We start from the raw sequence: 21,553 nt of genomic DNA, 5'->3' as shown, positions 1-21,553 counted from the left end.
CTGGCAAAGCTGCACCTGCGGCACATGGTCGGCGGGCATTCGGAGCGGGTGAGCGACGAAGTGGTGCTGCGTTTCGAATTCCCGGAGCGGCCGGGTGCGCTGTTCAACTTCCTGAACAAGCTGGGCGGGAAGTGGAATATTTCGATGTTCCACTACCGCAACCATGGCGCCGCAGATGGCCGGGTGGTGGCGGGGTTGGTGGTGCCGGAGGATGAGCGGCATCTGGTGCCGCAGGCGCTGGCGGAAATTGGTTATCCCTATTGGGACGAGACCAAGAACCCGGCGTACAAGCTGTTTCTCGGGTGATGCTCTGAGCGGTTGCCAGCACATCGTGCCATCTGACTGACGCCGGCTGACTGTAGGAGCCGGCTTGCTGGCGAACGCGATTGATCATCCGCCGCATAAATTGATTGACCGACGGATTCGCCAGCAAGCCGGCTCCTACAAGGTAGGTTGAGCCCTAGATCTGCATCAAGTCGTTGATATGCAACCGGCTGCTAATCTTCAAATACCGCCAGACACAGGGACACGAACACAATGGAACACTTCGCTGCACTGAAAATCCTGCATGTCGTCAGCACGGTGCTGCTGTTCATCTGCGCGCTGGGGCTGATCGTGTGGATCGTTCGCGGCCGCCGGGCGGGCGATGCGACGGTGCAGAACCGCGCGATGCAACGGCCGTGGGCATTCGTCTGGGGGCTGATGGGCGTGTGCCTGCTGACCTTGCCGATCAGCGGTTGGTGGCTGGTCCACTACGCAGGCTGGCCGCTGGGGCAGACTTGGCTGCTGGCGGCGAGTGTGCTGTATCTCTTCGGCGCCTTGAGCTGGGCCTGGCTGGCGGTGCGGGTCAACCGTCTGCGCCGGCCGGTGATCGTCGGCAACTCCCGCTTCACTTTGGCGCTGGCCATCTTCAGCGTCGTCTGCTTCGTGGCGATTGCCGGTCTGATGGGTGCCAAACCGGTTTAAACCGCCTATCGCCGTGACAGCGGGCTAGCCTGCTCGATTTTTTGCGGGCAAGCGCGCCCCTACAATGAGGTGCTTTCAGTTACAGAGGGCACTCGCCCGTGAAGGCTTTTCAATCGCGCAGTGAAATCACTGGCCAGCCGCGACGGGTGGCTTCGGCACGCAGCTTTTCATCAGGATCGACTGCGACCGGATTAGCCACCTGCTCCAGCAGTGGCAAATCGTTCATCGAATCACTGTAGAACCAACTGTCGTCCAGGTTGAAGCCGTTCTCTTCGATCCAGCGATTCAGGCGGGTCACCTTTCCCTCGCGGAAGCACGGCACGTCAGCGGTGCGGCCGGTGTAGCGGCCGTCGACGATCTCGCACTCGGTCGCCAACAACGTGTCGATGCCCAGCCGGGCGACGATTGGCGCGGTGACAAAACGGTTGGTCGCCGTGATCACCACCAGCTTGTCGCCAGCGTCGCGGTGTTTGGCGATGAGGGCCATGGCCTTCGGCAGGATCAACGGCTCGATGCAATCGCGCATGAATTCCCGGTGCCATTCGTCGAGCTGTGCCATGTCAGTACGGCCCAGAATCTCCAGGCTGAAATTCAGGTAGTCGGTCAGGTTCAGCGTGCCGGCCAGATAGTCCTGATAGAAAGCATCGTTGCGTGCCTTGTAGGCAGCGCCGTCCAGGATGCCGCGTTCGCACAGGTAATCGCCCCAGGCGTGGTCGCTGTCGCCGCCGAGAAGGGTGTTGTCGAGGTCGAACAGGGCCAGGCGCATGGGCTTTACTCGCTGAAATATCAGAAAAAAGAGCACAAGAATACGAGGTTTGCCTAAGAGATCGCATCTATTAATGCAGTTGTCACGATAAGCTGTCCCAGCCTCGTTGCTGCCTTCACGATCTTTGTGGAACAATGCGGCGACATGCGTTTGCGAGGTTGTGGCCGTGATCGACCCCGATGGTTTTCGCCCTAATGTCGGGATAATTCTGACAAATGATGCTGGCCAGGTCTTATGGGCTCGGCGCATCAATCAAGACGCCTGGCAGTTTCCGCAGGGGGGTATCAACCCTCAGGAGACACCGGAAGACGCGCTTTACCGTGAATTGAATGAAGAAGTCGGGCTGGAACGGCATGATGTTGAAATTCTTGCCTGCACCCGGGGCTGGTTGCGCTATCGTCTGCCGCAACGACTGGTCCGTACCCACAGTCAGCCGCTGTGCATCGGTCAGAAGCAAAAATGGTTTCTCCTGCGCCTGATCTCCAACGAGCAGCGGGTGCGGATGGATTTGACCGGCAAACCGGAGTTCGATGGCTGGCGTTGGGTCAGTTATTGGTACCCGTTGGGCCAGGTGGTGACATTCAAGCGCGAGGTATATCGCCGCGCACTCAAAGAGCTTGCCCCGCGCCTGTTGGCGCGCGACTGACACGGAGTTCGACCCCGAGCCATGCTCAATACGCTGCGCAAGATCGTCCAGGAAGTTAACTCCGCCAAGGATCTCAAGGCGGCGTTGGGCATTATTGTATTGCGCGTAAAAGAGGCCATGAGCAGCCAGGTCTGCTCGGTCTATCTGCTCGATCCTGAAGCGAACCGCTTCGTGCTGATGGCCACCGAAGGCTTGAACAAGCGCTCGATCGGCAAGGTGAGCATGGCCCCGAACGAGGGTCTTGTGGGTCTGGTCGGTACGCGTGAAGAACCGCTCAACCTTGAAAACGCCGCCGATCACCCTCGCTATCGCTACTTTGCTGAAACCGGCGAAGAACGCTACGCCTCTTTCCTCGGTGCGCCGATCATCCACCACCGCAGGGTAGTGGGCGTTCTCGTCATCCAGCAAAAGGAGCGCCGTCAGTTCGACGAGGGCGAAGAAGCCTTCCTTGTGACGATGAGCGCGCAGCTCGCAGGCGTTATCGCTCACGCGGAGGCTACCGGCTCCATCCGCGGCCTGGGCCGGCAGGGCAAGGGCATTCAGGAAGCCCGATTTGTCGGCGTGCCGGGCTCGCCGGGTGCTGCCGTCGGCACCGCGCTGGTCATGCTGCCGCCGGCCGACCTCGAAGTCGTGCCGGACAAAACCGTCACTGACATCACCGCGGAACTCAAACTGTTCCAGACCGCTCTTGAAGGCGTGCGCAACGACATGCGTACCCTTTCGGCGAAGTTGGCAACTCAATTGCGTCCTGAAGAGCGCGCATTGTTCGATGTGTACCTGATGATGCTCGACGATGCGTCGCTCGGCAGTGAAGTGACCAATGTCATCAAGACTGGCCAGTGGGCTCAGGGCGCGTTGCGCTCGGTGGTCAACGAGCACGTCAAACGCTTCGAGCTGATGGACGACGCCTACCTGCGTGAGCGCGCATCGGACGTCAAAGACCTGGGTCGCCGCCTGCTCGCGTACCTTCAGGAAGCGCGCCAGCAAACACTGGTCTATCCCGACAACACCATTCTGGTCAGCGAAGAGCTGTCGCCCGCCATGCTCGGCGAGGTGCCGGAAGGCAAGTTGGTGGGCCTGATTTCGGTACTCGGATCGGGTAACTCCCACGTCGCCATCCTGGCCCGGGCCATGGGCATTCCCACGGTCATGGGTGTGGTGGACCTGCCGTACTCGAAAGTCGACGGCATCCAGCTGATCGTCGACGGTTACCACGGCGAAGTCTTCACCAACCCCTCCGAAATTCTGATCAAGCAATACTCCGTCGTCGTTGAAGAAGAGCGTCAGCTCTCTCAAGGCCTGGACGCCCTGCGTGAATTGCCCTGCGTGACCCTCGACGGCCACCGCATGCCGCTGTGGGTCAACACGGGTCTGCTGGCAGACGTGGCCCGCGCGCAACAGCGTGGCGCGGAAGGCGTTGGCCTGTACCGCACCGAAGTCCCGTTCATGATCCAGCAGCGGTTCCCGAGCGAAAAGGAACAGCTCGCCATCTACCGTGAGCAATTGGCGGCGTTCCACCCGCTGCCGGTGACGATGCGAACCCTGGACATCGGTGGCGACAAGTCGCTGTCGTACTTCCCGATCAAGGAAGACAACCCGTTCCTCGGCTGGCGCGGCATTCGCGTGACGCTGGATCACCCGGAAATCTTCCTGGTGCAGACCCGCGCGATGCTCAAGGCCAGCGAAGGCTTGAACAACCTGCGGATTCTGCTGCCGATGATTTCCGGCACCCACGAGACCGAAGAGGCGCTGCACCTGATCCACCGGGCGTGGGGCGAAGTGCGCGATGAAGGCACCGATGTGCCCATGCCGCCGGTGGGCGTGATGATTGAGGTGCCGGCGGCGGTCTACCAGACCCGTGAACTGGCGCGTCAGGTGGATTTCCTGTCTGTCGGCTCAAACGACTTGACCCAGTACTTGCTGGCGGTCGACCGTAACAACCCGCGCGTGGCGGATTTGTACGACTACCTGCACCCGGCAGTGCTCCAGGCCCTGCAGAGCGTAGTGCGCGACGCCCACGCCGAAGGCAAGCCGGTGAGTATCTGCGGCGAAATGGCCGGTGATCCTGCGGCGGCGGTGCTGCTGATGGCGATGGGCTTCGACAGCCTGTCGATGAACGCCACCAACCTGCCGAAAGTGAAGTGGATGCTGCGCCAGATCAACCTGAGCATGGCCAAGGACCTGTTGGCCCAGCTGATGAAGAACGACAATCCGCAAGTCATCAGCAGCTCGTTGCAACTGGCGCTTAGGAATCTGGGCCTGTCGCGGATGATCAATCCGGGGTCTGTGAAGGGGCATTGAGGGCTGGCTGGCGCAGTGCCGATCTTGATGGCCGCCAATGGTCTGTAGGAGCCGGCTTGCTGGCGAATGCGATTATTCAGCGACACTGATGGTGCCTGACACACACGGTTCGCCAGCAAGCCGGCTCCTACAGAGAAATCGTGGTATGTCGGTTACATCTCTGTCTGTGCGGTGTAACGCCTGACGCCTTCCCGGCTAAAGCCGGTCCTACAAAGGTAAGCCCGCCGCACCAGCAGGCGCGCAGCAAATTTATTGTAGGACCGGCTTTAGCCGGGAAGAGGTGGAGTCAAATCACCAGGTCCACCTCACCCAATCTCCCGCCATACGGCCCGAAGCTGCGCTCGATCAGGCGCCGGCTGCCGTCCCCATTAACCAGCAACACCGTGCTCGCCCGGGTGCCGTAATTGGGACTGGCAATGAACACGCTCGACAGCAACTTTTCCGTCGCAAGTCCGACGCCGGTGTTCGGCAATTCAGCATCAGGCGCAGGCGCGTGATCGGCAAGAAAACCAAACAGCGCTTCGGGATCAGGCGTGTGCAGGTGTTCGGACAGGGCGGCTTTGGCTTTCACCAGCTTGGGCCACGGCGTGTCGAGCCCGGCATTGGACACGCCGTAAACGCCTGCTTGCAGGCGGCGGGGTGTCGGGTTGTTCGCATTGAGGAAGTGCAACTGCTGACGATCACCCAGCAGCACATTAAACCCGCCGTACTCCGTCGATCGCGCTGCGACCTCACGCAAATACTCGTCAATCGCCACTTCATCGTTTAAAAAACCAGAAACCAATTCCCCCCGCGAACGACGGCCAGGTGGCTTGCCCGGCTCGCGGATGTTGGTGAGCGCTGCGAATCGTCCGTCAGCATTGATCCCCAGCCACGTCCCGCCCGCTTCAAGATCGCGCCCGGCGTAAATCTGTGGCGCGTCTTCCCACTGCGCCAGCGGCAGCGTAGGACGCGCGTAAAATTCGTCACGATTGGACGCCAGAATCAGCGGCTGAGGGTGCGTCGGCCGCCAGGCGAAGACGATAAGGCACATAGGGGACTCCTTTTTGCGCCACTTTACCCACCCCGCACGCCGACATCCATCGCACGCTGCTAGAGCGGATCGGCTCGGTCCGGTAACATGCCGCACTGTTTTTGAGAGATGTCCGCGCCAGGTGCGGCGACATCGTCGGCGTGCGGGGCTTTTCATCGCGGTCGCTCTTGCACCAGATTTCATCATTATTGGGTGGCACACCTGCTACCGCCGCCACATAGTTCTGCTTCGTCGCTCAATGAGCGCTTCTATTTCAAGGAGTCGCAATGCTGCCTTACCCGCAGATTGACCCGGTAGCCGTGGCCATCGGTCCGCTGCAAATTCACTGGTACGGCCTGATGTATCTGGTCGGTATCGGCAGTGCCTGGTACCTGGCATCCCGTCGCCTGAATCGCTTCGACCCGACGTGGACCAAGGAAAAGCTCTCGGACATGATTTTCTGGGTCGCCATGGGCGTCATCGTCGGTGGACGTCTCGGTTACGTCCTGTTCTACGATCTGCCCAACTACATCGCCAACCCGCTGCTGATCTTTGAAGTGTGGAAGGGCGGTATGGCGTTCCACGGCGGCTTCATCGGCGTGATGATCGCGACGTACTGGTTCGGCAAGCGCAACGGCAAGTCGTTCTTCCAGCTCATGGACTTCATCGCACCCATGGTGCCGATTGGTCTGGGCGCCGGGCGCATCGGCAACTTCATCAACGCCGAACTGTGGGGCAAGCCGACCGATCTGCCTTGGGCCATGGTGTTCCCCACCGACCCTGCGCAGCTGCCGCGCCACCCGTCACAGCTCTACCAGTTCGCGCTGGAAGGCGTGGCCTTGTTCGTCATTCTCTATTTCTTCTCCCGCAAGCCGCGTCCGACCATGGCCGTGTCCGGCATGTTCGCGCTGTTCTACGGCATTTTCCGCTTCGTGGTGGAGTTCGTTCGCGTGCCGGACGCCCAGCTGGGTTATCTGGCCTGGGGCTGGGTCACCATGGGGCAGATCCTCAGTCTGCCGATGATCATCGGCGGCCTGGTGCTGATCTGGCTTGCTTACCACCGCGCGCCCGCTGCCAACAACGCTGCGGCGTGACGCGCCGGGTACATCTGCTGAACGCCCGGCCTGAAGGGTTCGGCGGATTCACCGAAACAGAGGGCCTCTGGTCATGAAGCAATACCTTGAACTGCTGCAGGACGTCATCAACAACGGAACCCGCAAGGGCGACCGCACCGGGACCGGCACCACTGCCGTGTTCGGTCGGCAGATTCGCCACAACCTGGCCGATGGCTTCCCGCTGCTGACCACCAAGAAGCTGCACTTCAAGAGCATCGCCAACGAGCTGATCTGGATGCTCAGCGGCAACACCAACACCAAATGGCTGAACGAGAACGGCGTGACCATCTGGGATGAGTGGGCCACCGAAGACGGCGACCTGGGCCCTGTGTACGGCGCGCAGTGGACCGGATGGCCAACCAAGGATGGCGGCAAGATCAACCAGATTGACTACATGGTCGACTGCCTGAAGAACAACCCCAACAGCCGGCGCATCCTGTTCCACGGCTGGAACACCGAATACCTGCCGGACGAGAAGCTGTCGCCGCAGGAGAACGTCAAGGCCGGGCGTCAGGCCCTCGCGGTGTGCCATCTGCTGTATCAGGCCTTCGTCGCCGACGGCAAGCTGTCGATGCAGTTGTACATTCGCAGTTCTGATGTCTTCCTCGGTCTGCCGTACAACATTGCTGCGCTGGCGCTGCTGACCCACATGCTGGCTCAGCAATGCGACCTGATCCCCCACGAGATCATCGTCAGCCTGGGCGACACCCACGCTTACTCCAATCATGAAGAGCAGATAGCGACGCAGCTAACCCGCACGCCGCGACAGCTGCCGCAGCTGAACATCAAGCGCCGCCCGGAGAGCATCTACGACTACCGATTCGAAGATTTCGAGATCGTGGGTTATGACGCCGATCCGAGCATCAAGGCGCCAGTAGCGGTTTAACCGCGGAGCAGAGCCGTTCGCTGGACCTGTGGGAGCGCGCTTGCCCGCGAATGCGATCTGTCAGTGCTGTGACGTTGCCTGATACACCGCATTCGCGGGCTAGCGCGCTTCTACGCCCATACGGGCAGAATCTGGTTCCAGGTTGGCGTAGTCATCCGTTCATGAGCGGAGACTATTGACCAAACTATAAGCGATTGAAATCCTCTATCCGCTTAGTGCGCAGTGACAATGAGCTTAAACGCGTCAATTTCCCTATCTTTCTCCCCATCGAACAGACACAGGGCGGCCTCAACAGAGGTGGCCCGCCAGTATTCTTGGTGGAGAAACACGCATGAACAACAAACTCACGACCGCTTTCGGCGCTCCTGTAGTCGACAACCAGAATATCCAGACCGCCGGCCCCCACGGCCCCGCGCTGCTGCAGGATGTCTGGTTCCTCGAGAAGCTCGCCCATTTCGATCGTGAAGTTATCCCGGAGCGTCGCATGCACGCCAAGGGTTCTGGCGCATTTGGCACCTTCACCGTCACCCACGACATCACTCGCTACACCCGCGCGAAAATCTTCTCCGAAATCGGCAAGACCACTGAAATGTTTGCCCGCTTCTCCACCGTTGCCGGTGAGCGTGGCGCAGCAGATGCCGAGCGGGATATTCGCGGTTTCGCGTTCAAGTTCTACACCGAGGAAGGCAACTGGGACATGGTCGGCAACAACACCCCGGTGTTCTTCCTGCGCGACCCGATGAAGTTTCCCGACCTGAACCACGCCGTCAAACGCGACCCACGCACCGGCATGCGCAGTGCCGAAAACAACTGGGATTTCTGGACTCAACTGCCGGAAGCGCTGCACCAAGTGACGGTGGTCATGAGCGAGCGCGGCATCCCCCGCAGCTACCGCGAGATGCACGGTTTCGGCAGCCACACCTATAGCTTCCTGAACGCGCAGCACGAGCGGTTCTGGGTCAAATTCCACTTCGTATCGCAGCAAGGCATCGCCAACCTGACCGACGCCGAAGCGCAGGAACTGGTCGGCCGTGACCGTGAGTCCCATCACCGCGATCTGTACGAGAACATCGAGCAGGGCAACTTCCCGCGCTGGAAGCTGTTCGTGCAGATCATGCCGGAGAAGGAGGCGGGCTCGTACCCCATCAACCCGTTCGACCTGACCAAGGTGTGGCCGAAGAGCGACTACCCGCTGATCGAAGTGGGCGTTGTCGAGCTGAACCGCAATCCGGAAAACAATTTTGCCGACGTTGAACAGGCGGCATTTGCGCCTTCCAATGTGGTGCCTGGCATCAGCTTCTCGCCGGACAAAATGCTGCAAGGTCGGCTGTTTTCCTACGGCGATGCCCAACGCTACCGTTTGAGCGTCAACCATCATCAGATCCCGGTGAACTCGCCGCGAGCGGCGTTGCACGTGAACAGCTACCACCGCGACGGCTTGATGCGTATTGACGGCAACCGTGGCGGCATGACCTCTTACGAGCCGAACACCAAGGGCGCGTTTCAGGAACAGCCGGATTTCAGAGAGCCGCGGTTGTCGATCGAAGGCGCAGCCGCGCACTGGAACCACCGCGTGGATGGCGACTACTACTCGCAGCCAGGCAATCTGTTCCGCCTGATGAACGCCCGGGAGAAACAGTCGCTGTTCGACAACACCGCCCGCTCATTGCGCGGCGTGTCGGCGCCGATCATCCAGCTGCACATCGAGCACTGCTCGATGGCCGATCCTGAATACGGGATTGGTGTGGCGGCGGCGGTTGAGCGTATTCACAACGCCTGATGATCGCTGAACGCAAAGCCCCCGGCTGATGAGGCCGAGGGCTTTTTTATGGGTGCGGTTTGATGCGGTTGCACGCTGGGTTAGGGCGATTGCACGGATCTGTGTCGTACACAAATCCCTAGGAGCCGGCTTGCTGGCGAACGCAATTGGCCTGAAGCGGGGATGTCGACTGACACAATGGGTTCGCCAGCAAGCCGGCTCCTACAGATCCGCTTTAGCCGTAGCATCCAAAAGCGATAGGGATGGCTATAGAGGCGTCTGGCCGTCCTTCGCACCTCATCAATGCCCGTGGCTGCGCCCGACGTGGGAGTGTTCGACATCCGCAGCCACGACACTTCCGCTGATTTCCAGTCGATCCAGAATCCCACAGTGATCCGGTGCGCCTTCGCTGCAGCGTTGGCGTAGGTCGAGCAGTTGCTCCTGCAGCGCTTGCAGGCTCGCAACGCGGGCGTTCACGTGCTGGATGTGTTCGTCGATCAGCGCGTTGACGTTCTCGCACTGGTCCCGCGGACTGTCGCGCAAGGCCAGCAGGCTGCGGATTTCGTCCAGCGTCATGTCCAGGCTGCGGCAATTGCGGATGAAGGTCAGGCGCTCGACGTGCTCCTGAGTGTACAAACGATAGTTGCCTTCGCTGCGCGCGGGTTCGCTGAGCAGGCCCTCGCGCTCGTAGTACCTAATGGTTTCCACCGGACATTCAGTGAGTTTTGCCAGTTCGCCGATTTTAAATGAAGGGTTCATGCGCAAGATTTCGATAGGACGCTTGACCCTATAGTGGCTACAGGGTGTTCACTTGGCAACACGCACATTTAGAGACTCAATCCATGAGTGACTCTGTACACAAATCTTCATCGCACAAGCCTGCCCACGACTCGCACAACCATGCCGAGCAGGAGCACGCTGGGCATGACCATGCCGCCCATGACCAAGCTGATCACGATCACGCCGGTCACGACCACGGCCAAGCCAAACTCACGCCCGTGCACAAGCACGACCACGCTGCCCACGCGTGCTGCTCCCACGACAGCGCGCCGGCCGTCGTGACCATCGATGGCGCGTCAAACGCCGACGGTCAGCTCAGCAGCTTCCGTATCGAAGCCATGGATTGCCCCACCGAGCAGACGCTGATCCAGAACAAGCTCGGCAAAATGAAGGGTATTCAGAAGCTAGAGTTCAACCTGATCAATCGCGTGCTGGGCGTGTGGCATGAGCTGCCATCCACCGATCCCATCCGCGAAGCCATTGGCGCGCTGGGCATGCAGGCGGACCTGATCGAAGAGGGCGCCGACAAGGAAACCGCGTCGCTGCCGCCCGCCAACAAACCGTGGTGGCCGCTGGCGTTGTCGGGTGTTGCTGCGTTGACTGCGGAGGTCATTCACTTCACCAACGCTGCGCCGACGTGGGTCGTTGCCATCGTCGCGCTGATTGCCATTTTCAGCGGCGGCCTGACCACGTACAAAAAGGGCTGGATCGCCCTGAAAAACTTCAACCTGAATATCAATGCGCTGATGAGCATCGCTGTGACCGGCGCGGTGCTGATCGGGCAATGGCCTGAAGCGGCGATGGTGATGTTTCTGTTCACCGTCGCCGAGCTGATTGAAGCCAAATCCCTGGACCGTGCCCGCAATGCCATTGGCGGCCTGATGCAGCTGACACCGGAAACCGCCACCGTGCAGCAGAACGGCGAGTGGCTTGAGCTTGAGGTCAAAGATATTGCGTTGGGCAGCGTCGTCCGGGTCAAGCCGGGCGAGCGCATCGGGCTGGACGGTGAAGTGGTTGCTGGCCAGTCGAGCATCGATCAGGCGCCAATCACCGGCGAAAGCCTGCCGGTCGAGAAAACCGTGGGCGACAAGGTCTTTGCCGGCACGATCAATCAGGCCGGTTCTCTGGAATATAAAGTGACCGCCGCCGCCAACAATTCGACGCTGGCGCGGATCATCCATGCCGTCGAGGCGGCCCAGGGTGCGCGCGCGCCGACCCAGCGTTTCGTTGACAGCTTTTCAAAAATCTACACGCCCGCCGTGTTCGCGCTGGCACTGGCGATCGCGATCATCCCGCCGCTGTTCATGGGTGCGGTGTGGTTCGACTGGATCTACCGCGCGCTGGTGCTGCTGGTGGTCGCGTGCCCGTGTGCGCTGGTGATTTCCACGCCGGTGACGATCGTCAGCGGTCTGGCGGCGGCAGCGCGCAAAGGCATCCTGGTCAAGGGCGGCGTGTACCTGGAGATGGGGCACAAGCTCGATTACCTGGCGCTCGACAAGACTGGCACCATCACCCACGGCAAGCCGGTGCAGACCGATTACGTGTTGCTCGATGCTTCATTGGGCGAGCAGGCTGTGGCGATCTCGGCAAGTCTGGCGGGTCGCTCGGATCACCCGGTGTCCCAAGCCATTGCCAAGGCTGCGCAGGACGGCACCCGGCTGCCGGTTGAGGCGTTCGAAGCCCTTGCCGGGCTTGGCGTGAAAGGCGAGGTGCAAGGGCGTTTGTATCACCTGGGCAATCACCGCTTGGTGCATGACGCCGGGTATTGCTCGCCGGAACTGGAAGCGCAACTTGAAGCGCTGGAAAGCCAAGGCAAAACCGTGGTGCTGCTGTTCGACGCCTCCGGCCCGTTGGCGTTGTTTGCGGTGGCTGATACCGTCAAGGACAGCAGCCGCGAGGCCATCGAGCAACTGCATGCGCTGGGCGTGAAGACGATGATGCTGACGGGCGACAACCCGCACACCGCCAAGGCCATTGCCGCGCAGGTGGGCATCGATCAGGCCCAGGGCAATCTGATGCCGACCGACAAGCTGCAAGCCATCGAAGCCCTGTACGCGAAGAACCACCGGGTGGGCATGGTCGGCGACGGCATCAACGACGCGCCAGCGCTGGCCCGGGCGGAGATCGGCTTTGCCATGGCGGCGGCGGGTACGGACACCGCCATCGAAACCGCCGACGTGGCGCTGATGGACGATGACCTGCGCAAGATCCCGACTTTCATTCGCCTGTCGCGGGACACGGCTGCGGTGCTCAAGCAGAATATTGCGCTGGCACTGGTGATCAAGCTGATCTTTCTGGCGGTGACCTTCGCCGGGATGGCGACCATGTGGATGGCCGTGTTCGCCGACATGGGCGTGAGTTTGCTGGTGGTGTTCAACGGGTTGCGGTTGTTGAAGAAGTAATACTCACCCTCAGGACACTGATGGTGCTCAGACAGGCCTCTTCCCGGTTAAAGCCGGTCCCACTAAAGGCACCTGCGCAGCCAGTTCTGTAGGAGCCGGCTTGCTGGCGAACGCGTCAGGCCAGTCACTTGTTTAGTCGACTGACCCAATGCGTTCGCCAGCAAGCCGGCTCCTACAAATTCAGGCCGCTGTCCGGGCATCGAATATCCATTCCGCCGCGTACGTCGTTGGCAGAGGCAAGGCTACTTCCCGTATTTCTCCCGCCCCCAGGCGATCATTTCTGTCAGCAAACTCTTCAACACCACCTGCGTCGGCTCCGCCAGATCCGGGCGGTAGTGGAAGGGCACAAACTCATCCATGTACGTGCTCTGCGCCAGTTCCAGTTGCACGGCGTGGATGTGGTTGGCCGGGTCGCCGTAGTGGCGAGTGATGTGGCCGCCCTTGAAGCGGCCGTTGAGCACATGGCTGTAAAGCTTCGCGGCAGCGCACGCGGTATCCACACGCTCGGCCAGCGCTTCATTACAGCTCGCGCCATTGAAGGTGCCGAGGTTGAAGTCCGGCAGCCTACCGTCGAACAGATGCGGAATGTGCCCACGAATGGAATGCGCGTCGAACAGCAGCGCATAACCGAACTCGGCGCGCAGGCGTTCGAGCTCGCTGCGCAGGGTGTCGTGGTAAGGCGTCCAGATCTTCTCCAGATAAGTGGCGCGTTCTTCCTTGCTCGGCGCCAAACCTTCCTTGAACAACGGGTCGCCCTCGAACAGCGTCGAGGGGAACAGTCCGGTGGTCGCGCCGGCGTACAGCGGCGTGTCGTCGGAGGGGCGGTTGAGGTCGATGACGAAGCGCGAATATTCCGCCGAAAGTACGCTTGCCCCCAGATCAGACGCAAAGTCATACAGACGCGGAATGTGCCAGTCGGTGTCCGGCAGGCTTACAGCCTCATCCACCAGGCCGTCACGCACGGTAGGCGTCAGGTGCAGTCCCGGATGCGGCATGCTGATCAGCAGCGGTACGCGACCGCGAGTGAAATTCAGAACCTTGTCCACAATATTCCCCTGATTAGAGAGTGCGTTCCACGCCATGACGCACGACGCGTTTGTCCAGATCGCCGCCCAGCCAGTAGGCGAGGTCGGCGGGCCGTTCGATGTGCCAGGCGACGAAATCCGCCGTTTTGCCAACTTCCAGTGAACCATGGGTCTCGGCCATGCCCAGCGCCTGTGCTGCGTGGACAGTTGCGCCGGCCAGGGCTTCTTCCGGGGTCATGCGGAACAGCGTGCAGGCCATGTTCAGCATCAGCCGCAGCGACAGGCCCGGCGATGTGCCCGGATTGAGGTCGGTGGAAATGGCGATCTTCACCCCGTGTTTGCGCAGGGTATCCATCGGCGGCAATTGAGTCTCACGCAGGAAGTAGAACGCCCCTGGCAGCAGTACGGCGACCGTGCCTGAGGCCGCCATCGCGATGGCGTCTTCTTCGGTCATGAACTCCAGATGGTCAGCCGAAAGCGCCTGATAACGCGCCGCCAGACTCGAACCGTGCAGCGAAGACAGTTGCTCGGCGTGCAGCTTCACCGGCAGACCCAGCTGGCCGGCGGTGATGAACACCTGCTCGACCTGGGCCGGCGAGAACGCCAGGTATTCGCAGAACGCATCAACGGCATCCACCAGATTTTCCGCCGCGAGCGCCGGCAGCATCTCGCTGCAGATGTGGGCGATGTAGTCGTCGGCGCGGTCTTTGTACTCCGGCGGCAAGGCGTGGGCGGCCAGGCAAGTGCTGCGCACGGTGACCGGCAGGTTTTCCCCCAGCTGACGGATGACGCGCAGGATTTTGCGTTCGCTGGCGAGGTCCAGGCCGTAGCCGGATTTCATCTCGATCGTGGTCACGCCGTCCCTGAGCAGGTGCAGCAGGCGGCGTTCGGCGCTGGCGTAGAGTTCTTCTTCACTGGCGGCGCGGGTGGCGCGCACGGTGCTGGCGATGCCGCCGCCTGCTGCGGCGATCTCCGCGTAGCTGACGCCCTGCAAGCGCTGCTCGAATTCACCGCTGCGGTTACCGCCGAACACCGTGTGGGTGTGGCAGTCGATCAGTCCGGGCGTCACCCATGCGCCGTTGAGGTCGACCCGCTTGACGTCGCCCTGGTCCGGCAACGCGTGGAGTGGACCGATCCAGACGATCTGCGCTGCATCGGTCACGATGGCGGCGTCCTCAATGATCGAGTACGTGCCGTTCGCCATGGTTGCTGCGTGACAGTGGTGCCAGAGCGTTTTCATCAGTACCTCCAGAGAAAAAATCGATCTTGCCTCAGACACGCACCGCAGGAGCCGGCTTGCGTCAGCTATTCGATGTGGCCTTGATCAGGTTCTGCTTGGGCTTGACCCAGATCCAGTAGGCAACCACCAGCAAACCAATCCACACCGCTCCCACCACCAGCGCAGCCTGGCTGTCCGGGAAATAGCCCAGCACGCCGAACACAAACACCATGAACAAGGTGGCGACGATTGGCGCGACCGGCCAGAACGGCACCGGGAATTTCAGCTGGGCGACTTCTTCTGCGCTCATCGAGCGGCGCATGGCGATCTGCGTGACCAGAATCATCAACCACACCCAGACCGTCGCGAAGGTCGCGATCGAGGCGATCAGCAGGAACACGTTCTCAGGAATCAGGTAATTCAGCACGACGCCACAGAGCAGCGCGACGCCCATCACCAGCACGGTCATCCATGGCACGCCCTGGGCGGACAACTGAGCAAAACCTTTGGGCGCCTGACCCTGAATCGCCAGGCCATACATCATGCGTCCGGCACCGAAGATGTCGCTGTTGATTGCCGAGACGGCCGCGGTGATCACCACGATGTTAAGGACGGTGGCCGCGGAGGAAATCCCCAGGTGATCGAAGATCTGGACAAACGGGCTGCCCTGACTGCCGATCTGCTGCCACGGGTACAGCGACATCAGGACGAACAGCGTGAGCACGTAGAACAGCAGAATCCGCAGCGGCACCGCGTTGATCGCGCGGGGAATCACGCGCTCCGGGTTGCGTGCTTCACCGGCGGTGATGCCGATGATTTCGATGCCGCCGAAGGCAAACATGACGACCGCCAGCGATGCCACGAGGCCGCCGATGCCGTTGGGCATGAAGCCGCCGTAGGCCCATAGATTGCTCACGCTGCTGACGCCGCCGCCCGAGACCGTGCCGATGCCGAACAGCATGATGCCGAAGCCTGCGAGGATCATCGCGATGATCGCACCAACCTTGAGCAGCGACAGCCAGAACTCCGTTTCACCGAACACCTTCACGCTGCACAGGTTGAGCGCGCCGATCAGAAAGACGATGCCGAGCACCCAGATCCAGCGTGGCACCTCCGGAAACCAGAAGCCCATGTAGATGCCGAACGCGGTGACGTCGGCCAGGCAGACGATGACCATCTCGAATGCATAGGTCCAGCCGAGCACAAACCCTGCGAGCGGACCCAGATACGTGGTGGCGTACTCGCCGAACGAGCCGGACACCGGATTGCGCACGGCCATCTCGCCGAGGGCGCGCATGACCATGTAAACCGCAGCGCCGGCGATGATGTACACCAGCAGCACGGCGGGCCCGGCCAGTTGGATGGCCGACGCGGAACCGTAGAACAACCCGGTGCCAATGGCCGAGCCCAGCGCCATGAAGCGAATGTGACGCGCGCTGAGCCCGCGTTTCAGATCTGTAGCGTTTTGCGATGTCATTTCACACGTTCCTAGTCTTACTTTTTGCTGCGAAATGAGAGCTGCGCACATCCCTGTAGGAGCGCGCTTGCCCGCGAATTCGGTGTATCAGTAGGCATATCCATGGCTGACACACCGCAATCGCGGGCAAGCGCGCTCCTGCAAAAGCGTCGCGCATACATCATCATTCCAACGACAGGCCATCCCTGCCTGTCCCGATCAGAAGCTCGGCAGCAGGTCAGCAGAAACCAGGTCGCTCAGGCAGTTGGAAGCCAGCAGCTCGATGGCGGCCTCGATATCAGGGGCGAAGAAGCGGTCTTTCTCGTAGAACGGGACTTTTCCGCGCAGCGTGGTGCGGGCAATTTCCAGTTTTTCCGAGGTCTTCAGACCGTTGCGCAAGTCCAGACCCTGACACGCAGCCAGCCATTCTACAGCCAGCACGCCGCGAGTGTTCTCCGCCATTTCCCACAGACGCTTGCCGGCGGCTGGCGCCATCGACACGTGGTCTTCCTGGTTGGCGGACGTCGGCAGGCTGTCGACGCTGTGCGGGTGGGACAGGGCCTTGTTTTCACTGGCCAGCGCTGCGGCCGTGACCTGGGCAATCATGAAACCGGAGTTCACGCCGCCGTTGGCCACCAGAAATGGCGGCAGCTGCGACATGTGCTTGTCCATCATCAGCGAGATGCGGCGTTCGCTCAGCGAGCCGATCTCAGCGATGGCCAGGGCGATGTTGTCGGCCGCCATGGCAACGGGTTCGGCGTGGAAGTTACCGCCGGAAATGACTTCGCCTTCGGCCGCGAACACCAGCGGGTTGTCCGACACCGCGTTGGATTCAATGGCCAGCACTTCGGCGGCCTGACGCAGTTGGGTCAGGCAGGCGCCCATGACTTGCGGCTGGCAGCGCAGGGAGTAGGGGTCCTGAACCTTGTCGCAGTCGCGGTGGGAATCGGAAACCTGACTGCCCTCGCCGAGCAGGTCGCGATAGGCCGCAGCCGAATCAATCTGACCGCGTTGACCGCGTGCCGCATGAATGCGCGCGTCGAACGGCGCGCGGGAGCCGAGCACGGCTTCGACGGTCAGCGCGCCACAGCTCAGGGCACCGGCGAAGAGGTCCTCCGCTTCAAACAGGCCGCGCAACGCATAGGCTGTCGATACTTGCGTGCCGTTGAGCAGCGCCAGGCCTTCTTTGGCCGCCAGCGTCAATGGCGTGAGCCCGGCGATGGCCAACGCTTCCACGGCATTCAGCCATTCGCCCTTGTAGCGCGCCTTGCCTTCGCCCAGCAGCACCAGCGACATGTGTGCCAATGGCGCGAGGTCGCCGGATGCGCCGACTGAACCTTTGAGCGGGATGTGCGGGTAAACCTCCGCGTTAATCAGGGCGATCAGCGCGTCGATGACCTGACGGCGAATCCCGGAGAAGCCCCGGCTGAGGCTGTTGACCTTGAGTACCATGATCAACCGGACCAGCTCGTCGCTGATCGGCCCGCCAACGCCCGCGGCGTGGGACAGCACCAGCGAGCGCTGCAGGTTTTCCAGGTCGGCGCTGGCGATGCGCGTCGAGGCCAGCAGGCCGAAACCGGTGTTGATGCCGTACGCGGTGCGGTTTTCGGCGAGGATCTGCTCGACGCACGCCACGCTGTCTTCAATCTGCCGATTGGCGCTGGCGTCGAGGGTCAACGACACGGGTTGCTGATAGATCGCGCGCAGTTGGGCGAGGCTCAACTGCCCAGGGATCAGATTCAGCGGGGTCGCCTGATGGGTGTCGGTCACGATGCTGCTACTCCTGAATGGGTATCGGTCGTCTGCACTGAACCGGCTCCTGCCTGTCCTGCGCGGGGGGCGCTTGCGCTGCGACCGTTGTTGTCGGTGTCGGGGTTAGCGTCTGCCGCGTAGTCGCGGCAACGCTGGAATACGGTTTCCAATGACTCTTCGTTCTTCAGCAGGGTCACGCTGCTGGCGATGTCCGGGGCCAGCCAGCGGTCTTCGTCGTAGGCTGGCACGCGCTCGCGCAACAGTCGCCACGCCGCTTCGGTGCCGACGCCAAAGCGCGGGCCTTTGAAAAATTCGAACGCCTGGGCGGCCAGCAAATACTCGATGGCGAGGATCTGTGTCACGTTTTCCAGCACCTTGTGCAGCTTCAGGGCGGCGCTGGTGCCCATGCTCAGATGATCCTCCTGCAGGCCGGAGGTCACGTAGTTATCGATGACCGCCGGTTGTGCCAGCTGGCGGTTTTCCGCGCACAGCGAGGCGGCGACGTATTGGGTGATCATCATCCCGGAGTTGACGCCCGGCTGACTGACCAGAAACGCCGGAAGGCCGCTGACCGTCGGGTTGATCAGCCGGTCCAGCCGTCGCTCGGCAATCGAGCCCAGCTCGGCCATGGCGATCGCCAGCAGATCAGCGGCCATCGCCACGGACTGGCCGTGGGGATTGGCCTGGGAGACAACGCGATACGCGTCGGGCGTGCCGAGCAGCAGCGGGTTGTCGGTGGCGGAATTGAGTTCGATCTCGATCTGCCGCGTTGCATGGGCGAGCTGGTCGCGCGTGGCGCCGTGGACCTGCGGGATCGAGCGGATGCTCAAGGCGTCCTGGGTGCGGATGCCCTGACTGTTGGCGAGCACTTCGCTGCCAGCGAGCAGGCCGCGCAGGTTTTTGCCGACTTGCTGCATGCCGGGGTGCGGCTTGAGGGCGATGATGGTTTCGTCGAAGGCGTCGAGCTGGCCGCGCAGGCCCTCGAAGGTCATGGCGCTGATGACGTCCGCCCACTGCATCAGGCGATTGACGTCGGCAATCGCCAGGCAGCTGAGGCCAGTCATGCACGGCGTGCCGTTGACCAGACACAGACCGTCCTTGGCTCCCAGCTCCACCGGCGACAGGCCTTCTTCGCTGAGTGCCTGCAACGCCGACATCACTTGCCCGCGATAACTGACTTGGCCCACGCCGAGCAGCGCGACACCGATGTGCGCCATGTGGGTGAGGTAACCCACAGAGCCCTGGGACGGCACTTGCGGGGTGATGTGTCGATTGAGCAGGGCGAGCAAGGCCTCGACCACCTGACGGTGAATCCCGGATTTGCCCTGGCTGTAGTTGATGATCGCGGCACAGGTGATTGCGCGGGTTTGCTCATCCGGTAACGCCGGGCCAACGCCGCAGGCATGGCTGAGCAATGTGTTGCGCGACAGTCGACCCAGTTGCTCGCCCGCCAGCGACACATTGCACAGCGCGCCGAGGCCGGTGTTCACGCCATAGGCGCGCTCCCCGCTGGCAACGATGCGCTGCACGATCGCCTGGGCATTGTCGATGCGCGCCCACGCGCCTTCGGATAACGACAGCGTCGCGCCATGACGGGCCACGGCGGTCACATCCCGCCAGCTGAGCGGGCCTTCGCCGATGATGATCTGTTCTGCTCGCGACATGACCACAGCGTCCTTAAAGAGTCGCCACGCGCCGCTGCACGAAACGATCAACGTAATCGTCGGCAGGCGAGTAGAGGATTTCTTTCGGTGTCCCGACCTGAATCAGCCGACCGTCCTTCAGAATGGCAATGCGATTGCCGATGCGCACGGCTTCGTCGAGGTCGTGGGTGATGAACACGATGGTTTTCTTCAGGCTCGACTGCAGCTCCAGCAACTGGTCCTGCATCTCGGCACGGATCAGCGGATCGAGCGCGCTGAACGCTTCGTCCATCAGGATGATGTCGGTGTCAGCCGCCAGCGCCCGTGCCAGGCCGACACGCTGACGCATGCCGCCGGAGAGCTGATGGGGGTACTTTTTCTCGTAGCCTTTCAGGCCCACCGTGGTGATCCAGTGCTGCGCGCGCTCGGCGCATTGCGCTTTGCTCTCGCCACGAATGGTCAGGCCGTAGGCGACGTTGTCGATCACGGTCTTGTGGGGCAGCAGGCCGAAGCTCTGGAACACCATGCTGATCTTGTGTCGGCGGAAGTTGCGCAGCGCTTCCATGTCGTAGGTCAGGATGTTCTCGCCATCGACCAGGATCTCGCCGCTGGTGGGGTCGATCAGGCGATTGAAATGCCGCACCAGGGTCGATTTGCCGGAACCCGACAGGCCCATGATCACAAATATCTCGCCGCTGGAGATTGACAGCGACAGGTCGTTCACGCCGACCACGCAGCCGGTCTGCGCCAGCACCTGATCCTTGCTCTGATTCTGCTGGACCATCGCCAGTGCATCCTTGGCGCGGTTGCCGAAGATCTTGTACACGTTCTTGACGACGATCTTGCCGCCCGGGCTCACCGCACTGTCTGGGCTGCCCGGGTTCGCTGGATTAATTATCTCGACGCTCATTTGTTCGCCTCATGCCGTGGACGGCCGTAGGCCTGCGTAATGCGATCGATCACGACCGCCAGAATGACGATGGCCAGGCCCGCTTCCAGACCGCGTCCGACGTTGAGGGTCTGAATGCCGACCAACACGTCTTCGCCCAGACCGCGGGCACCGATCATCGAGGCGATCACCACCATCGACAGCGCCATCATCGTGGTCTGGTTGATTCCCGCCATGATGCTTGGCAGGGCCAGCGGCAGTTGCACGCCGAACAGTTGTTGCCAGCGGTTGGCGCCGAACGCGTTGATCGCTTCCATGACCTCGCCATCAACTTGACGAATGCCCAGATCGGTCAGGCGAATCAGCGGCGGCGCGGCGTAGATGACGGTGGCGAAGATCGCCGGGACCTTGCCCAGACCGAACAGCATCAGCACCGGAATCAGGTACACGAAGCTGGGCATGGTCTGCATGATGTCCAGCAGCGGCATCAGCACCGAACGCAGGCGATTGCTGCGCGCCGACAAAATGCCGAGCGGTATGCCGATGACCACCGAGATGAGCGTGGCGACCAGCATCAGCGCCAGGGTCTGCATCAGCTTGTCCCACAGTCCCACGGCACCGACCAGAAACAGCAGGCCGACGATGACCACCGTGGTGGTGACCTTGCGGGTCGCGTGCCAGGCGATCAGGCCGACGATGGCCAGCAACAGCCACCACGGCGCAACGCGCAGCAGGCCTTCGAGCTTGACGATGGCCCACAGCAGCGTGTCGGAAATGTGCCGGAACACGTCGCCGTAGTTGGTGACCAGCTTGTCGACCCAGTCATTGACCCAGTCGGCGATGGAGAACGTGAAGCTTTCGGGGAACATATCGTTATCTCGATGTTTAGAGTGGCGGCCTGGTTCCTGTAGGAGCGTGGCTTGTCCCGCGATATGT

The 21,553-nt window shown here is 61.6% G+C and carries 17 protein-coding genes and 1 pseudogene; 8 read left to right on the top strand and 10 right to left on the bottom strand.

What is annotated here, in order from left to right; translation table 11 throughout:
• Both EC919_RS14075 and EC919_RS14070 read left to right on the top strand, forming a co-directional pair.
• A pseudogene (locus EC919_RS14075) lies at positions 1–306 on the top strand (threonine ammonia-lyase, biosynthetic); the annotation flags it as partial.
• Positions 307–537: 231 nt separating this feature from the next.
• Positions 538–966 carry a DUF2269 family protein gene (locus tag EC919_RS14070; RefSeq protein ID WP_133774821.1) on the top strand — a complete coding sequence of 143 codons (429 nt, stop codon included), beginning with the start codon at positions 538–540 and terminating at the stop codon, positions 964–966.
• A 109-nt stretch (positions 967–1,075) separates the two neighbouring features.
• Here the strand turns inward: EC919_RS14070 and EC919_RS14065 are convergent, their stop codons facing one another.
• Entirely contained in the window at positions 1,076–1,732 is a 657-nt protein-coding gene (locus tag EC919_RS14065; RefSeq protein ID WP_133774819.1) for an HAD family hydrolase, read from the bottom strand.
• A 166-nt stretch (positions 1,733–1,898) separates the two neighbouring features.
• On the opposite strand from EC919_RS14065, the gene EC919_RS14060 reads away from it, so the two are divergent.
• Positions 1,899–2,378: an RNA pyrophosphohydrolase gene (locus EC919_RS14060; protein WP_062379340.1), complete on the top strand. Its 480-nt coding sequence runs from the start codon at positions 1,899–1,901 to the stop codon at positions 2,376–2,378.
• 21 nt (positions 2,379–2,399) lie between these two features.
• Positions 2,400–4,679, top strand: a complete 2,280-nt coding sequence (gene ptsP / locus EC919_RS14055) for a phosphoenolpyruvate--protein phosphotransferase (RefSeq protein WP_065986723.1) — start codon at positions 2,400–2,402, stop codon at positions 4,677–4,679.
• Between the two features lie 286 nt (positions 4,680–4,965).
• Here ptsP and EC919_RS14050 read toward each other — a convergent pair whose 3' ends face one another.
• Positions 4,966–5,712, bottom strand: a complete 747-nt coding sequence (locus tag EC919_RS14050; RefSeq protein ID WP_133774817.1) for an NRDE family protein — start codon at positions 5,710–5,712, stop codon at positions 4,966–4,968.
• A gap of 266 nt (positions 5,713–5,978) precedes the next feature.
• Between EC919_RS14050 and lgt the strand changes: the two genes are divergently transcribed.
• The 3 genes from lgt to EC919_RS14035 all read left to right on the top strand — a co-directional run bounded on the left by lgt (position 5,979) and on the right by EC919_RS14035 (position 9,472).
• Positions 5,979–6,785 carry a prolipoprotein diacylglyceryl transferase gene (gene lgt / locus EC919_RS14045; protein WP_133774815.1) on the top strand — a complete coding sequence of 269 codons (807 nt, stop codon included), beginning with the start codon at positions 5,979–5,981 and terminating at the stop codon, positions 6,783–6,785.
• 73 nt (positions 6,786–6,858) lie between these two features.
• Complete coding sequence (locus EC919_RS14040) at positions 6,859–7,692, top strand: thymidylate synthase (protein WP_074889717.1); 834 nt, start codon at positions 6,859–6,861, stop codon at positions 7,690–7,692.
• A gap of 331 nt (positions 7,693–8,023) precedes the next feature.
• On the top strand, positions 8,024–9,472 hold the full coding sequence (locus tag EC919_RS14035) for a catalase (RefSeq protein WP_133774813.1): 1,449 nt from the start codon (positions 8,024–8,026) through the stop codon (positions 9,470–9,472).
• Between the two features lie 279 nt (positions 9,473–9,751).
• Here EC919_RS14035 and cadR read toward each other — a convergent pair whose 3' ends face one another.
• Complete coding sequence (gene cadR / locus EC919_RS14030) at positions 9,752–10,210, bottom strand: Cd(II)/Pb(II)-responsive transcriptional regulator (RefSeq protein WP_133774811.1); 459 nt, start codon at positions 10,208–10,210, stop codon at positions 9,752–9,754.
• 83 nt (positions 10,211–10,293) lie between these two features.
• On the opposite strand from cadR, the gene EC919_RS14025 reads away from it, so the two are divergent.
• Positions 10,294–12,633 (top strand): heavy metal translocating P-type ATPase, encoded by a 2,340-nt coding sequence (locus EC919_RS14025; protein ID WP_133774809.1) that lies wholly within the window; start codon positions 10,294–10,296, stop codon positions 12,631–12,633.
• A gap of 242 nt (positions 12,634–12,875) precedes the next feature.
• On the opposite strand, the gene hutG is transcribed toward EC919_RS14025, so the two are convergent.
• The 7 genes from hutG to EC919_RS13990 form a co-directional block, all read right to left on the bottom strand.
• Positions 12,876–13,679, bottom strand: a complete 804-nt coding sequence (gene hutG, locus EC919_RS14020) for an N-formylglutamate deformylase (protein WP_133774807.1) — start codon at positions 13,677–13,679, stop codon at positions 12,876–12,878.
• Between the two features lie 13 nt (positions 13,680–13,692).
• Positions 13,693–14,898 (bottom strand): imidazolonepropionase, encoded by a 1,206-nt coding sequence (gene hutI / locus EC919_RS14015; RefSeq protein ID WP_133774805.1) that lies wholly within the window; start codon positions 14,896–14,898, stop codon positions 13,693–13,695.
• Between the two features lie 61 nt (positions 14,899–14,959).
• Positions 14,960–16,354: an amino acid permease gene (locus tag EC919_RS14010; RefSeq protein WP_133774803.1), complete on the bottom strand. Its 1,395-nt coding sequence runs from the start codon at positions 16,352–16,354 to the stop codon at positions 14,960–14,962.
• 198 nt (positions 16,355–16,552) lie between these two features.
• Entirely contained in the window at positions 16,553–18,103 is a 1,551-nt protein-coding gene (gene hutH / locus EC919_RS14005) for a histidine ammonia-lyase (RefSeq protein ID WP_432213813.1), read from the bottom strand.
• The gene (hutH, locus tag EC919_RS14000) at positions 18,100–19,749 is read right to left on the bottom strand and encodes a histidine ammonia-lyase (protein ID WP_133774801.1); all 1,650 of its coding nucleotides are present in this window, start codon (positions 19,747–19,749) and stop codon (positions 18,100–18,102) included. The genes hutH (EC919_RS14005) and hutH (EC919_RS14000) overlap by 4 nt, the downstream gene beginning before the upstream one ends.
• A gap of 13 nt (positions 19,750–19,762) precedes the next feature.
• On the bottom strand, positions 19,763–20,638 hold the full coding sequence (locus EC919_RS13995; protein ID WP_243842258.1) for a quaternary amine ABC transporter ATP-binding protein: 876 nt from the start codon (positions 20,636–20,638) through the stop codon (positions 19,763–19,765).
• The gene (locus EC919_RS13990) at positions 20,635–21,486 is read right to left on the bottom strand and encodes an ABC transporter permease (protein ID WP_133774799.1); all 852 of its coding nucleotides are present in this window, start codon (positions 21,484–21,486) and stop codon (positions 20,635–20,637) included. The genes EC919_RS13995 and EC919_RS13990 overlap by 4 nt, the downstream gene beginning before the upstream one ends.
• Positions 21,487–21,553 lie beyond the last annotated feature (67 nt).

The organism is Pseudomonas graminis (assembly GCF_004364335.1).
In the GTDB taxonomy this organism is placed as follows: Bacteria; Pseudomonadota; Gammaproteobacteria; order Pseudomonadales; family Pseudomonadaceae; genus Aquipseudomonas; species Aquipseudomonas graminis_D.
This window is presented reverse-complemented; position numbering and strand designations above follow the sequence as displayed.

What these genes read in the sequence shown, in the direction of transcription:
- EC919_RS13995 (WP_243842258.1), bottom strand. Translation starts at nt 20,638, where the DNA reads ATGAGCGTCGAGATAATTAATCCAGCGAACCCGGGCAGCCCAGACAGT.
- hutI (WP_133774805.1), bottom strand. Translation starts at nt 14,898, where the DNA reads ATGAAAACGCTCTGGCACCACTGTCACGCAGCAACCATGGCGAACGGC.
- EC919_RS14025 (WP_133774809.1), top strand. Translation starts at nt 10,294, where the DNA reads ATGAGTGACTCTGTACACAAATCTTCATCGCACAAGCCTGCCCACGAC.
- EC919_RS14010 (WP_133774803.1), bottom strand. Translation starts at nt 16,354, where the DNA reads ATGACATCGCAAAACGCTACAGATCTGAAACGCGGGCTCAGCGCGCGT.
- EC919_RS14065 (WP_133774819.1), bottom strand. Translation starts at nt 1,732, where the DNA reads ATGCGCCTGGCCCTGTTCGACCTCGACAACACCCTTCTCGGCGGCGAC.
- EC919_RS13990 (WP_133774799.1), bottom strand. Translation starts at nt 21,486, where the DNA reads ATGTTCCCCGAAAGCTTCACGTTCTCCATCGCCGACTGGGTCAATGAC.
- hutH (WP_133774801.1), bottom strand. Translation starts at nt 19,749, where the DNA reads ATGTCGCGAGCAGAACAGATCATCATCGGCGAAGGCCCGCTCAGCTGG.
- EC919_RS14050 (WP_133774817.1), bottom strand. Translation starts at nt 5,712, where the DNA reads ATGTGCCTTATCGTCTTCGCCTGGCGGCCGACGCACCCTCAGCCGCTG.
- EC919_RS14040 (WP_074889717.1), top strand. Translation starts at nt 6,859, where the DNA reads ATGAAGCAATACCTTGAACTGCTGCAGGACGTCATCAACAACGGAACC.
- ptsP (WP_065986723.1), top strand. Translation starts at nt 2,400, where the DNA reads ATGCTCAATACGCTGCGCAAGATCGTCCAGGAAGTTAACTCCGCCAAG.
- cadR (WP_133774811.1), bottom strand. Translation starts at nt 10,210, where the DNA reads ATGAACCCTTCATTTAAAATCGGCGAACTGGCAAAACTCACTGAATGT.
- EC919_RS14035 (WP_133774813.1), top strand. Translation starts at nt 8,024, where the DNA reads ATGAACAACAAACTCACGACCGCTTTCGGCGCTCCTGTAGTCGACAAC.
- EC919_RS14070 (WP_133774821.1), top strand. Translation starts at nt 538, where the DNA reads ATGGAACACTTCGCTGCACTGAAAATCCTGCATGTCGTCAGCACGGTG.
- lgt (WP_133774815.1), top strand. Translation starts at nt 5,979, where the DNA reads ATGCTGCCTTACCCGCAGATTGACCCGGTAGCCGTGGCCATCGGTCCG.